Genomic DNA, 10,831 nt, shown 5'->3' with positions numbered 1-10,831 from the left:
GGCAGCAGTGCCAGCGGTTGCAACAGCTGGTGCTCACGGGCCAGCGCATGCATATAGCGCAGCGCGGTGTAGTCCTCCAGCGCAAAGCCGACCGAGTCGAACACCGTTATTTCGTCATCGCGCTGGCGGCCCGCTTGCTCGCCGCGCAGTACCTGCCACAGCTCGGTCACGGCAAAGTCCTCGGGCATATGCTGGATCTCGCCTTCGATACGGCTTTGCGGCGCAAATTCAACGAAGACCTTGGCGTCGGGCAGGATCGCGGCATCGAGCTCGGTCTTGCCGGGGCAGTCGCCCCCCACCGCATTCAGGTGCATGCCGGGCTGCACCATCGCACGGCTGACGATGGTCGCATTGGCCTTGTCGGCCGTGACCGTGGTGACGATGTCGGCCCCTTGCACCGCCTCGGCCGCGCTCTTGCAGCGCTGCAGCTGCACGCCGGGGATTTGCGTCCTGAGGTTGTGGATGAGCTTGTCGGTGGCGGCAGGGTCAATGTCAAACAGGCGCAGGCACTGGATGCCCAGCAGGCCCACAAAGGCCAGCGCCTGGAATTCGCTCTGCGAGCCATTGCCGATCAGCGCCATGGTTCGGCTGCTGCGCCGCGCCAGCAGCTTGGCGGCCATTACCGAGGTGGCGGCAGTGCGCAAGGCGGTCGTCAAAGTCAGTTCGCTGAGCAAAATGGGCGCGCCGGTGTCGGCCCGCATCAGCGCGCCAAAGGCCATGATCGACGGAATGCCCAGCTGCGGATTCTTGGGGTGGCCGTTGACATACTTGAACGCGAAGTGGCTGGCATCGGCCACCGGCATCAGCTCCATGACGCCGTCTGGGGTGTGCTGGGCCAGGCGCGCTGTCTTGTCAAAATCCTGCCAGCGCGAGAAATCCTGCTCCAGCGCGCTGACCAAGCCGCGCAGCAGTTCGATCAGCCCCACGCGCTGCACCAGCGCGGCAGCGGCATCGGTGCTGAGAAAGTCAACTTGGCCTGGGTGGGTTGTCATGGTGATGGCTCCTGGTTTGTCGTTATCGCTGCCCGCTGCGCAAGCCCCAAGGCGGTGCCGCAGCGTCTGCAACCAGTGTCTGTCCAAGTGGCCATAAAGCAAAGTGCGAAAAATGGTAGAAAATGACAGGATTTAGAGCAATTAGTCAGGCCTCATTGTGCATATCGATAATATTGACCAAGCCTTGATCAGCCTGCTGCGCCAGAATTCGCGCGAGAGCGTGGCCACCTTGGCGGGCAAGCTGGGGGTGTCGCGCGGCACCGTCACCAACCGCATGGACCGCCTGGAGCGAGACGGCCTGATCGTGGGCTACAGCGTGCGCCTGCGCCCCGATGTGCAGCCCGACGTGCTGCGCGCCTGGATGAGCATCGAGATCACCGGCAATGACACGCGGCGCGTGATGGCGTCCTTGCTCGGCGAGCCCGGCGTGGCGGCGCTGCACAGCACCAATGGCCGCTGGGATCTGCTCGCCGAGCTGCAGGTGGCCAGCCTGGAGGCGCTGTCCCAGGTGCTCGAACGCATTCGGCTGATCAAGGGCATCAGCAACAGCGAGACCAGCATCCACCTAGAGAGTTTTCGGGTGTCCTGAGCGATCCTCTGTTCAGGGCTTGTCGCTCAGCAAAAATGCCAGCGCCTGCTGCAGTTGCTGCTGAGCGTCTTCAGTGATGAGTGCGTCATGGGCCAGCACCAGGCGCTGCACCGGCCAGGCGCAGATGCGGGTAGCGGCCGCGCTGGCAGCGACCCGGTCGCGGATTGCGAAGCGCAGCGCGCGCGGCATGGCCAGGCGGCTGCGCGTGCCATTGAGGCTGTTGAACAGGCGCGCCGACAGCGACAGATCCTGCGGGTAGTACTGCAGCACATCGGTCACGATCAGGCTGGCGCTGGGCTGGTGCAGCCAGACGCATTCATTCAGGATGGGCAGGCCCGCAAACGCCTGCATCTGCAAAGCGGGCTGCCAGGCTGCGGGCAATGCCTGGTCCAGGCTGTGCAGCTGGGGAAGGTCGGGACGTTTGGCCGCCAGGCCCGGCGCCCCCCACAGCGCTGCGTGCGGGTAATGCGCCTGCCATGCACCGGCAAACAGGTGGTGCATGCGGTTGGGCGCAACGATCCAGCGCACATCGCCCAGTGCATCCAAGGCTGCGCGCAGCGTGGGCGTGGGCGCAATGGGCGAATGCAGCCACAGCGCGCCACCGGGCAGGCGCACAACGGTCATGCGCGTGCGTACCGGCAGGCCGTGCACGCTGATCTGTTGGGTGGCGCTCCAGAGGTCGTCGGTGATCCGTTCAAGCATGGTGGGCCTGGTTGCAGTGGAGGGGAATGCCTTGGATTTTCATTGTGAATCCGGGCGCGCAGGTGCAGAAAATCTGGCAATGGTCAACAATGGCAGCCATCTTTTGAGGAATCGTACATGCACTATGACGTGGTGATTGTGGGCGGCGGTGCAGGTGGACTGGAACTGGCCGCACAACTGGGGCGCAAACTGGGCGCGCGCGAAGGGCGCGAGCGCGTCTTGCTGGTGGACAAGATGCCTTTCCACATCTGGAAGCCCACCTTGCACGAAGTGGCGGCTGGCACGCTCGATGCGCACCAGGAAGGCCTGTCCTACACCGTGCTGGCGCGCCGCAACCATTTCAGTTTTGCGATGGGCGAATGCATGGGGCTCGATGCCGCCAAGCAAAGCATTGTGCTGGCACCGGTGATCAACGACGCAGGCAAGCAGGTGGTGCCCGAGCGCGTCATCAGTTACCAGCATTTGGTGCTGGCGATGGGCAGCGGCTCCAATTCTTTTGGCACCCCGGGTATCGAACATGCCTATTTGCTCGAGAGCGTGCGTGATGCGCAGCGCTTCCATGCCGACTGGCTCGGTGCCTGTGCCCATGCCTCCTATGCCGAGCCGCGTTCACTGGGCGTTGCCATTGTGGGCGCCGGTGCCACCGGCGTGGAGCTGTCGGCCGAGTTGATCGAGGCGCACCAGATGCTGCTCGAGAGCCTGTCGGACAGCCAGCGCTTTAGGCTCGATATCAGCCTGATAGAAGGCGGCGAGCGGATTCTGGGCGGGCTGCCGCCCCGTATCTCGGAGCAGGCCCGTGTGGCGCTGGAGCGCAAGGGCGTGCGGGTAATGACCGGCACGCGCGTGCAGTCGCTGGCGCAGGGCCAGGTGATCACCTCCAACGGCGAGGTGCCGGCCGATCTGATCGTCTGGGCCGCGGGCATCAAGGCAGCCGACAGCAATGCCCGCCTGGGGCTGGAGGTCAACCGTATCAACCAGTTTGTCGTCGATGACCCCCTGCGCACCAGTGCCAGCCGCATCTATGCGATGGGTGACTGCGCCGCTGCCACCTGGACCGAAGGCAAGACCGTGCCGGCCCGTGCGCAGGCGGCGCACCAGCAGGGCAGCTATTTGTGCAAGCTGCTGTTTGCAGCGCTCAAGGAGCGCTCGTTCAACGAAGTGTTTGTCTACCAGGACTTTGGCTCGCTGGTCTCGCTGGGCGACAACAAGGGCGTGGGCAATCTGATGGGCGGGCTCTCGGGCAAGAACTTCTTTGTGCAGGGCCTCATTGCCAAGTGGATGTATATGTCCCTGCACCTGATGCACCACCGCGCCATATTGGGCACCGGCAAGACGGCGGTGCTGGCGTTGGCCCGTTTGCTGCAGCAACGCGTATCGGGCCGCATGAAGCTGCACTGATGCGCAACTGCCTGGCAGGTCCAGGCAGTTTTTTGCGTGGCGTTCAGATATCGTCCGGCCCCAGGACGATATCGAGCGAGCTGCCGCCAGCCAGCAGCTTTTGCACCAGCTCGGCCGATGAATCGGCGCCGTATTTGCGCATCAGCCGGGTGCGGTAGATTTCGACCGTGCGGTGGCTGATACCCAGGCCCCGGCCAATCTCCTTGCTGGTCATGCCTTCGAGCAGATGGGCGGCCACCTCGCGTTCGCGGGCAGTGAGCTCGGCACGCACCGGGCGCAGCGCGCTCAGGTCCTCAAAGCTCCAGACGCCGCCTTCATGCGGGTCCTCGCGGTTGAAGGCGCGGCCCATCACATGGCACCAGAACATCTCGCCATTGGCGCGCTTCATGATGCGGTTGTCCGAGTACAGGCCGTGCGCGCCCATGATGGGGGCGATGCGCCGGCCCAGGCGCTCGAACTCGTCGGCACTGGGGTAGAGGATCTGGAAGGACTGGCCCATCATCAGCTCGCGCGAGGTGCGGAACATGTCGCAGACCTGCTCATTGCAGTCGATCATGACCCGCCGGTGGGACACCACCAGGCCCACAGGCGCCATTTCGAAGGCTTGTCGGTAGTCGAGTGGTGTCACTGCCATGGCAAAAATTGTCCCCTTTACGAAATACTACGTATCCTAATACGTAGTATGCTTGATTGGCGAAACAAGCCCTTCTTATCAGGAGACAAGTGTGAATAAGATCTACCCCAGTGCTGCGGACGCGCTCAAAGGCGTGGTGGCAGACAAGCAGTTAATGGCCGTGGGCGGCTTTGGCCTTTGCGGGATTCCCGAGGCCTTGATCGAAGCGCTGCGCGACAGCGGTGTGAAGGACCTGACGGTGGCATCGAACAATGCCGGTGTGGACGGTTTTGGCCTGGGCAAGCTGCTGGAGACGCGCCAGATCAAGAAGATGATCGCGTCCTATGTGGGCGAGAACAAGGAGTTCGAGCGCCAGTACCTGGCCGGCGAGCTGGAGCTGGAGTTCACCCCCCAGGGCACCCTGGCCGAGAAGATGCGCGCTGGCGGCGCCGGCATCCCCGCCTTCTTCACCAAGACCGGTGTGGGCACGCAAGTGGCCGAGGGCAAGGAGCTGCGCGAGTTTGATGGCGAGACCTATGTGATGGAGCGCTCCATCGTCGCGGACGTATCGCTGGTCAAGGCCTGGCGCGCGGACAAGAGCGGCAACCTGCAGTTCCGCCTGACGGCACGCAACTTCAACCCGGCAGCAGCGACCTGCGGCAAAGTCTGCATCGTCGAGGTCGAGGAGATTGTTGAAGTCGGTGCCCTGAAGCCCGACGAGATCCATCTGCCGGGCATCTATGTGCACCGCTTGGTGCTCAACGCCACTCCCGAGAAGCGCATCGAAAAGCGCACCATTACCGAAAAGCACTAAGGAGCCAGTCATGCCTTGGACCCAAGACCAAATGGCCGCACGTGCGGCGCAAGAGCTGGAAGACGGCTTCTATGTGAACCTCGGTATCGGCATTCCTACCTTGGTGGCCAACCACACCGGTGACAAGGAAGTGTGGCTGCAATCGGAAAACGGCATGCTGGGCATCGGCCCCTTCCCAACGGAAGAAGCCATCGACGCCGACCTGATCAATGCCGGCAAGCAGACGGTGACGACGATTGCCGGCTCGTCCATCTTTAGCTCGGACCAGTCCTTTGCGATGATCCGTGGCGGCAAGATCAACCTGTCCATCCTGGGCGCCATGCAGGTGTCTGAAAAGGGTGACCTGGCCAACTGGATGATTCCAGGCAAGATGGTCAAGGGCATGGGCGGCGCGATGGACCTGGTCGCCGGCGTCAAGCGCGTCATCGTGCTGATGGAACACGTAGCCAAGAAGAAGGACGGCACCACCGACCTGAAGATCCTGAAGGACTGCACCCTGCCGCTGACCGGCGTGGGCGTGGTGGACCGCATCATCACCGACCTGGGTGTGTTCGATGTGGTGCCCGAAGGCCTGAAGGTGGTCGAGCTGGCTCCCGAAGTCAGCTTTGACGATGTGCAGTCCAAGACCGGCGTCAGCCTGATCCAGTAAGCGCAGCCGCCCAGCCCTTGCGGGCTGGCGCAGCACGAGCGGGCCCGCCCATCGACCGATGGCGGGCTTTTTTCATGGGCGGGCAGCGGCTGTCGCTTTCCCCATTGCCGGTCCAGAGCGCAGACGACATACTGCGCACATCTCTGCAAAGAATCTTCAGCCCCATGAACGCTCCCTTCGCGCCTGCCGATCTCTCCCACCCTTTGTTTATCCGCCCCGATGTGCTGCGCATGCGCGAAGACATGGCGCTGGCCTTGCGGGCCTCTGCGCACTTTGGCCTGGGGGAGGGCGTGTGCAACCATTTCAGCATGGCGCTGCCCGATGGCCAGCATTTTCTGCTGAACCCGCGCGGCCTGATGTGGAGCGAGATCCATGCGGATGATGTGGTGATGGTCGATGCCCAGGGCAGCGTGGTCGCTGGCGGCCATGTGGTTGAGCCGACCGCAATGTTCATCCATGCTGCCGTGCACCGCATTGCACGCAAGACCTGTGTGCTGCACACCCACATGCCCTATGCCACCGCCTTGACCCTGACCACGCAGCGCGCGCTGGACACCACCCTGAGCCAGAACGCCATGCGCTTCCATGGCCGCCTGGCCATCGATGCGCAGTACAACGGCTTTGCACTGGACGACAGCGAAGGCGCGCGCATTGCGCAGGCCATGCAGGGCGCGGACATCAGCTTTTTGGGCAACCACGGCATCATCGTCTGCGGCGAGCGCATGGACTATGCCTTTGACGACCTCTACTACCTGGAACGCGCCTGCCAGGCCCAGGTGCTGGCGCAATCGACCGGTGTGCCACTCGCGCCCTGCGATCCGTCGCTGGCCGCACGTGTGGCCGAACAGGCCAATGGCGAGCGCCTGCAGTCGACGCTGTTCTTTGAGGCGCTGCGCCGCCAGATCCCCTGATATTCCCTGCATATTTCTCTTGAGATTCGCGCCGCTTGCCATCCGACAGGAAGTGCGCGTATGTTGAAAATCCAATATACAGGAATTAATTTCTGTTAAAGTGGATGAATGACGGTTGACGAATTGCTCTCTGCCAAGGTGCGTGCCCTGCGCAAACAGCGCGGCCACACCTTGGAGGTGCTGGCGCAGCGCAGCGGTGTCAGCCGGTCGATGATTTCTTTGATCGAGCGCGGGCAGACCAGCGCCACCGCCGCAGTGCTGGGCAAGCTGGCCCAGGCCTTGCAGGTGCCGCTGGCAGCACTCTTTGCCGATGAGCGCCAGGCGCAGGCGCCGCAGCCCTTGGCGCGCGCAGCTGCCCAGCCGCGCTGGCGCGACCCTGCGATCGGCTATGAGCGCCGGCAGCTGAGCCCGGTGGGGTTTCCTGCGCCGTTTGAGATGGTGGAGGTGGTGTTCCCGCCCGGCCAGCGCGTGGCCTTTGACAATGGCCTGCGCAGCCAGCCCTTGCACCAGCAGCTGTGGCTGCTGCAAGGCGAGCTGCAGCTGAGCCTGGGCATGCAAAGCTGGCATTTGCAGGCGGGAGACTGCCTGGCCATGGTGCTCGACCAAACCCTGGTATTTAGCAACCCCAGCCCCGAGCCCGCCCGCTATTTGCTGGCGCTGGCGGCGCTGGGCGATAGCCTGCCGGCCTTGCCTGTGGTTTTTCCTGGAGAGATGGATGACTGAGAGACACTGGGTGCGCTGCACCCACGACCGGCATGCGCCGGCAATTTTGGCGATTCTGAACGACGCCATCGTCAACAGCACGGCGCTGTATGACTACCAGCCCCGCAATGCGGGCAATATGCGTAGCTGGTTTGACGCCAAGCTCAAGGGCGGCTACCCGGTGATTGGTGTTGAGGATGCCGCCGGCGAGCTGTTGGGCTTTGCCAGCTATGGCGCCTTCCGCGCCTATCCGGCCTACAAGTACACGATGGAGCATTCAGTCTATGTACGCGCCGACCAGCGCGGCCAGGGCCTGGGCCTGCAGCTGATGGAGGCCATCATCGACGAGGCGCGCAAGCAGGATGTGCATGCACTGGTGGGCGCGATCGATGCGGACAACGCCGGCTCGATCGCCTTGCATGAGCGGCTGGGTTTCAAGTCCGTCGGCCTGATGCCCCAGGTGGGCTTTAAATTTGGGCGTTGGCTGGACCTCGCCTTGTACCAATTGCTGCTGCAAACACCGGCGAATCCGGTAGACGGCTGAGGCTGCTGGGCGCGCACTGCTGGCCGTGCGCCACTCGCCGCGCGCCACTGGCCGTGCACCACTAGCCGTGCGCCACCCACAGCAGCCCACGCGGCCATGGGATAATCACTTTTTTCGCGCAGCGCAGGCCCGGCGCTGGTCAATCGACCGCACCGGCTTGCGATGGCTGTATCGAGGCTCGATCACTCTGCGCAGTGGCCGCGCAACCTCTGGGTTGCCCGCGGCACTTGCCCTGATCCTTGGACTGGCACATCGCTGCCAGCATCTGCCTTATGTCCCATCGCCAGCCTGTTCGCATCAGCGACATCCACAAGTTCGACACCATTGTCGACGCCCGCTCCCCTGCCGAATTCGCGCTGGACCGCATTCCTGGAGCGATCAACTGCCCGGTGCTCAGCAACGAAGAACGCGCCCAGATCGGCACCATCTACAAGCAAGTCAGTCCGTTTGAGGCCAAGCGCCTGGGCGCTGCCTATGTGAGCGCCAATCTGGCCCGCCACCTGCACGATACCTTCCACGACCGGCCCGCGAACTGGAAGCCGCTGGTCTATTGCTGGCGCGGTGGCCTGCGCAGCGGATCGATGGTGACCTGGCTGCGCCTGGTGGGCTGGGATGCGCAGCAGCTGGCCGGCGGCTACAAGGGCTTTCGTGGCCATGTGATCGAGCGGTTGGAGTCACTGGTGCCGCGCCTGCGCCTGCAGGTGCTCTGCGGCGCTACCGGCAGCGCCAAGACCCGGGTGCTGCATGCGCTGGCCGAGCAGGGCGCGCAGGTGATTGACCTGGAAGGCTATGCCAGCCACAAGGGCTCGCTGCTGGGCCAGCTGCCTGGCGTGGAGCAGCCGAGCCAGAAGCACTTTGAGACCTTGCTGGCCACGCAGATCGGCCAGTTCGATCTGGAGCGCCCGGTGTTTATCGAAGGCGAAAGCGCCAAGATTGGCCGCATTTCCGTGCCGATGGCCCTGGTCGAGCATATGCGCCAAGCGCCGGTCATTGAGGTGCAGGCATCCGCACAAGCCCGCCTGGCCTATTTGCTGCGCGACTATGCCTACCTGGGTGCCGATGCCGGTGTGCTGGCCACCAAGCTCGGTTACCTCAAGGAGCTGCAAGGCAAGGAAGTCGTGGGTCGCTGGCAAGGCTGGGCAGCGCAAGGCGAGCTCGCGCCGCTGTTTGCCGAGTTGATGGACCTGCACTACGACCCGCATTACGAGCGCAGCCAGGCGCGCAATTTTGCCCGCTGGGCCGCGCGCCAGAGCCTGCAGACCGATGACCTGTCGGATGCGCGCATTGGCGAGTTGGCCGCGCAGATCCGGCAGCTGGCTGTTTAGGCCTGCGGCTTTAGAACGTTGGCAGCCCCAGCCGCTGGCCCAGTGGCGAAAACAGCAGGCACAGCGCCACCAGGTTGAGCAGCACCGTCAGCCAGAACACCTGCAGAAAATCCCGCTTGCTGGATTTGTGGCGCAGCCAGCGCTGGGCCAGCAAGGCGCCCGGCCAGCCGCCCAGCAAACCCAGCAGCCACAAGTGCTTCTCCGGGGTGCGCCAATGCCCTTGCTGCGCGGCAGCCTTGTCCCAGGCATACCAGGCAAAGGTGACCAGCGAAGCCAGCAGATACCAGCCTGCAGCGCGCCAGGTGGAGCCAAAGCTCAGGCCCAGTAGAAGCAGCAGAGCGGCCAATGCGGGGATGAACAGCAGGGCTGCGCCGCCGGATGGGCCTGATCTGGCGGTGCTGGCAGCCTGGCGCTGAGGGCGCGTCGCTGCGGCCCGTGGGCGAGTGGCATGTGGTGACTGCGATGCTGATGCACCCGGTGTGCTGGCGCCCAGCACGCGGGCGCGGCTGGCCCGGGGTTTGTCGCCTGCGGGCTTGTCCAGCACATAGCTCAGCCGCTGGCGGGCTTGGGGCCGGGCGGCAGGGTTTTGGAAGGCGGAGATATGCACAAACACCTGGGGGCCGCCGCCATCGGGGGCGATAAAGCCAAAGCCGCGCTCATCGTTCCAGGATTGCAGGGTGCCTTCAAGCAGCATAGGCCTCCAGCTGCGCAGCGGCTTCTTCCCATTGGTTCTCGCTGAAAACGGCAACACCCGCCTGGCGCAGCAGGCTGCAGGCCAGGCCTTCGCCGGGCACGGTGCGGCCGGCAAACTGCCCGTCATAGACCTGGCTGGAGCCGCAGGTCGGGCTGAACTCCTTGAGCACCGCCACGCGGATGCCATGGCGCTTCACCAGTTGCAGCGCCAGGTGCGCGCCATGGACAAAGGCGTCGGTCACATCGTTGCCCGCGCTGTCGCGCACCTGGGCGGCATGGCGCAACACCGCGATGCTGGTGCCGCCAACGATTTCGGCGGGCAAGCGGGGCGTGGGCAGGCCAGCCGCCATCTCGGGGCAGAGGCTCACCACCTGCTGCTGCGCCAGCCAGCGGTCAAGCACCGCATGCTGCGCCCATTTGTGGCTGCCGTCATAGCGCACGGGCTGACCGAGCAGGCAGCCGCTGACCAGCACCTTGGGGAGCGCGCGCCTCAGCATGCCAGCAGCTCCACCTGCTGGGCCTGCGCGCTGGCCTCGCAGCGCAGGCTGCTGCCGCTCAGCTGCAATTGCAGACCATTGGCAAATTGCAGCTGCAGGCTGAGCGCCTCTGCCTGGTAATCGCTGGGCACTGGCAGCGTGCTGAGCCGTTGCTGGCCCAACTGCAGCCAGCCGCCGGCCAGCAAGCCAAAGGCTTGCGTTTCGTGTGCGAGTGTGGGCGGGCAGGGGGTCAGCACCAGGCGTAGGCCATTGCTGTAGCGGCGCTGGGTCTCGCTCCCTTGGCGCTCGCTGATCAGCGCGGCTGAGAATTCGATGCTGCAGCCTTCCGCAGTGGGGTGGATGCGGCTGATTTCGGAGTCGGCAAATTCAAACTGGCGAGGCATTTGGCGATTGTCGCAGACC

At 64.2% G+C, this 10,831-nt stretch carries 14 protein-coding genes; 8 read left to right on the top strand and 6 right to left on the bottom strand.

What is annotated here, in order from left to right; all coding sequences use genetic code 11:
• Positions 1 to 992, bottom strand: a 992-nt coding sequence (locus H928_RS0107120; RefSeq protein ID WP_021025872.1) for an ornithine cyclodeaminase, incomplete at its 3' end; no start/stop codon positions are given.
• Positions 993 to 1,155: 163 nt separating this feature from the next.
• On the opposite strand from H928_RS0107120, the gene H928_RS0107115 reads away from it, so the two are divergent.
• A complete protein-coding gene (locus H928_RS0107115) occupies positions 1,156 to 1,581 on the top strand; it encodes an Lrp/AsnC family transcriptional regulator (protein WP_027010648.1) in 426 nt (141 codons plus the stop codon).
• A gap of 12 nt (positions 1,582 to 1,593) precedes the next feature.
• Here the strand turns inward: H928_RS0107115 and H928_RS26605 are convergent, their stop codons facing one another.
• A complete protein-coding gene (locus H928_RS26605; RefSeq protein ID WP_021025870.1) occupies positions 1,594 to 2,283 on the bottom strand; it encodes a DUF4336 domain-containing protein in 690 nt (229 codons plus the stop codon).
• 117 nt (positions 2,284 to 2,400) lie between these two features.
• Between H928_RS26605 and H928_RS0107105 the strand changes: the two genes are divergently transcribed.
• Positions 2,401 to 3,681 carry an NAD(P)/FAD-dependent oxidoreductase gene (locus tag H928_RS0107105; RefSeq protein WP_021025869.1) on the top strand — a complete coding sequence of 427 codons (1,281 nt, stop codon included), beginning with the start codon at positions 2,401 to 2,403 and terminating at the stop codon, positions 3,679 to 3,681.
• 43 nt (positions 3,682 to 3,724) lie between these two features.
• On the opposite strand, the gene H928_RS26600 is transcribed toward H928_RS0107105, so the two are convergent.
• Positions 3,725 to 4,315, bottom strand: a complete 591-nt coding sequence (locus H928_RS26600) for a PAS and helix-turn-helix domain-containing protein (RefSeq protein ID WP_021025868.1) — start codon at positions 4,313 to 4,315, stop codon at positions 3,725 to 3,727.
• 91 nt (positions 4,316 to 4,406) lie between these two features.
• On the opposite strand from H928_RS26600, the gene H928_RS0107095 reads away from it, so the two are divergent.
• From H928_RS0107095 to mnmH, 6 genes are all read left to right on the top strand, one after another.
• A complete protein-coding gene (locus tag H928_RS0107095) occupies positions 4,407 to 5,108 on the top strand; it encodes a CoA transferase subunit A (protein ID WP_021025867.1) in 702 nt (233 codons plus the stop codon).
• A gap of 10 nt (positions 5,109 to 5,118) precedes the next feature.
• Positions 5,119 to 5,757 carry a 3-oxoacid CoA-transferase subunit B gene (locus tag H928_RS0107090; RefSeq protein WP_021025866.1) on the top strand — a complete coding sequence of 213 codons (639 nt, stop codon included), beginning with the start codon at positions 5,119 to 5,121 and terminating at the stop codon, positions 5,755 to 5,757.
• 164 nt (positions 5,758 to 5,921) lie between these two features.
• Positions 5,922 to 6,668 carry an aldolase gene (locus H928_RS0107085; protein ID WP_043339142.1) on the top strand — a complete coding sequence of 249 codons (747 nt, stop codon included), beginning with the start codon at positions 5,922 to 5,924 and terminating at the stop codon, positions 6,666 to 6,668.
• 108 nt (positions 6,669 to 6,776) lie between these two features.
• Positions 6,777 to 7,391: a helix-turn-helix domain-containing protein gene (locus H928_RS26595; protein WP_021025864.1), complete on the top strand. Its 615-nt coding sequence runs from the start codon at positions 6,777 to 6,779 to the stop codon at positions 7,389 to 7,391.
• Positions 7,384 to 7,914 (top strand): GNAT family N-acetyltransferase, encoded by a 531-nt coding sequence (locus H928_RS0107075; RefSeq protein WP_027010647.1) that lies wholly within the window; start codon positions 7,384 to 7,386, stop codon positions 7,912 to 7,914. Before H928_RS26595 ends, H928_RS0107075 begins: the two co-directional genes overlap by 8 nt.
• 272 nt (positions 7,915 to 8,186) lie before the next feature.
• Positions 8,187 to 9,239 (top strand): tRNA 2-selenouridine(34) synthase MnmH, encoded by a 1,053-nt coding sequence (mnmH, locus tag H928_RS0107070; protein WP_021025862.1) that lies wholly within the window; start codon positions 8,187 to 8,189, stop codon positions 9,237 to 9,239.
• 10 nt (positions 9,240 to 9,249) lie between these two features.
• On the opposite strand, the gene H928_RS0107065 is transcribed toward mnmH, so the two are convergent.
• Genes H928_RS0107065 through H928_RS0107055 form a run of 3 tightly spaced genes read right to left on the bottom strand, consistent with a single transcriptional unit; the run spans position 9,250 to position 10,812 of the window.
• A complete protein-coding gene (locus tag H928_RS0107065; protein WP_021025861.1) occupies positions 9,250 to 9,933 on the bottom strand; it encodes a DUF1294 domain-containing protein in 684 nt (227 codons plus the stop codon).
• A complete protein-coding gene (locus H928_RS0107060) occupies positions 9,923 to 10,429 on the bottom strand; it encodes a DUF523 domain-containing protein (RefSeq protein WP_021025860.1) in 507 nt (168 codons plus the stop codon). Before H928_RS0107060 ends, H928_RS0107065 begins: the two co-directional genes overlap by 11 nt.
• Positions 10,423 to 10,812: a hypothetical protein gene (locus H928_RS0107055; RefSeq protein WP_148293079.1), complete on the bottom strand. Its 390-nt coding sequence runs from the start codon at positions 10,810 to 10,812 to the stop codon at positions 10,423 to 10,425. Before H928_RS0107055 ends, H928_RS0107060 begins: the two co-directional genes overlap by 7 nt.
• Positions 10,813 to 10,831: the final 19 nt, after the last annotated feature.

Origin of the sequence: Comamonas sp. B-9 (assembly GCF_000410635.1) — a bacterium.
GTDB lineage: Bacteria > Pseudomonadota > Gammaproteobacteria > Burkholderiales > Burkholderiaceae_C > Comamonas.
This window is presented reverse-complemented; position numbering and strand designations above follow the sequence as displayed.